Raw genomic sequence first — 1,949 nt, forward strand, 5'->3', positions numbered from 1 at the left:
GGGCAGCCCTCCCCCGGCCCTCGCGCGCGACCCCACCCCCCACCCCCCCTCGCCGGGCGCCGTGCCCGCGGCGGCGGCAGTGGCGGCGGCGGGACCCGGGCCGGGACAGCGGCCAGGGTCGGGAGCCTGCGGCGCAGGCCAGGCGTGGGCGGGTGCGGCGCCCGAAGTCGGGGCAGGGGCCCAGGCTGCGGCCGGGGCTGCTGGCGGGGCGCCTGGTGGCCTGGCCGCTGGTGGCCAGGCGGGTGAACGATGCGATGCAGGTTCTGAACGACGAGGCACACCTGGTGCAGCGGCGGAGGGCCAGGCGTGAACGAGACGGGGCCAGACGTGAGCGGGGCGGCGGAGGCGCGGCTGCGGGCGTTGCTGGCGCAGTACGGGCCGGACGAGGTGATGCGCCGGGCGCGTGCAGCGAACGAGGGGATGACGGCGCTGGCCAGGGAGCACAGCGGGGAGTTCGTGCGGCAGATGCTGCGGGACGAGCGCAGCGGGAAGCCGGTGGTGTTCGCGCCGATGCACGACGAGTGGCATGCGCTGGTCGAGCGGCATGCTCGGCTCATCCTGTGGGCGCACGTGGACAGCGGGAAGACGCAGCAGTTGTCCATCGGTCACAGCGTCTGGCGCATCGGGAAGGACCCTTCGGCCCGCATCGCCATCGTCAGCAACACGTACACGCAGGCGGAGAAGATCGTCCGCACCATCGGCAAGTACATCGAGGAGAGCCCGGTCGTGCACCGGGTGTTCCCCGACCTCCAGCGGAGCGAGCCCTGGAGCAGCAGCGTGTTGACGGTGCGGCGCAGCGCCCCGTCGAAGGACCCCAGCATCCAAGCGATGGGGGTGCACGGCGCCGTCCTGGGCAGCCGCCTCGACCTCATCCTGCTGGACGACATCCTCGACTACGAGAACACGCGCACCGCGGAGCAGCGGCGCGAACTGCTCGACTGGTTCAAGGCCACGCTGCTCGGCCGCCTGGCCCCGGGCGGGCGCATCATCATCGTCGGCACGGCGTGGCATACCGAAGACCTGCTGCACGTGCTGGCCAAGTCCCTCGTCTGGCACAGCGTCAAGTACCCTGTGCAGCGGCCGGACGGGACCATCCTGTGGCCCGAACGCTGGCCCCTGGAACGCATTGCGGCCACCCGCATCGAGATGGGCAGCGTAGAAGCGGGCCGACAGCTTGACTGCGAAGCCCGCGCCGACGACGACCGCCGCATCCTGCGCAAGTGGTTCGACCCCTGCCTCGTGGCGGGCAAGGGCTTCGCCCTCCTTGACCACCTGGACCCCGCGGACCTGCCCGCCGGTGCGGGCCTGTTCACCGGCGTTGACCTCGGCGTCGGGAAGCACGTGGGCAAGGGCGACCTCACCAGCCTGTTCACCCTCATCGTCTACAACGACCAGATCCGCCAACTGCTCGGCCTGGAAAGCGGGCGCTGGCCAGGCCCCGAGATCGTCCGCCGCATCATCTCCGTAGCCCAGCGGTTCGGCAGCATCCTGTACGTGGAGAACAACGCGGCTCAGGACTACATCCTCCAGTTCGCCCGCGAAGCCAACGCGGCCATCACCTGCCGCCCCTTCACCACCGGCGCGAACAAGGCCAACCCCGAGTTCGGCATCGAGTCCATGGGCGCCGAGATCGAAGCTGCCAAGTGGATCATCCCGACAAGCGACGGTACCTGGGACGGCGCCGAACCCGAGGTGCGCGCCTGGATGCAGGAGCTTGTAGACTTCGACCCCAACGACCACACCGGCGACCGCCTCATGGCGTCCTGGTTCGCTCGTGAGGGCGCCCGCAGGTGGTTCGCCACCAGGCACGGCACAGGTGGTGTGCGCGTCGTCGGCTGACCACCCCACCCCCTCCCACCTCATGTGCGCGCGCTGCGCACGCAACGCCCCTCGCTCCCTGCCTGCACCTGCTGTCCACTGCACACCCCTTCCATGTGCACCAGCCCCCC

At 70.9% G+C, this 1,949-nt stretch carries 1 protein-coding gene; it reads left to right on the top strand.

All coding sequences use genetic code 11. The features are described 5' to 3' along the window. Window positions 1-306 precede the first annotated feature (306 nt). Complete coding sequence (locus tag LLH23_17730) at window positions 307-1,839, top strand: hypothetical protein (GenBank protein MCE5240308.1); 1,533 nt, start codon at window positions 307-309, stop codon at window positions 1,837-1,839. The last annotated feature ends 110 nt before the right edge of the window (window positions 1,840-1,949 follow it).

The organism is bacterium (assembly GCA_021372615.1).
In the GTDB taxonomy this organism is placed as follows: Bacteria; Armatimonadota; Zipacnadia; order Zipacnadales; family UBA11051; genus JAJFUB01.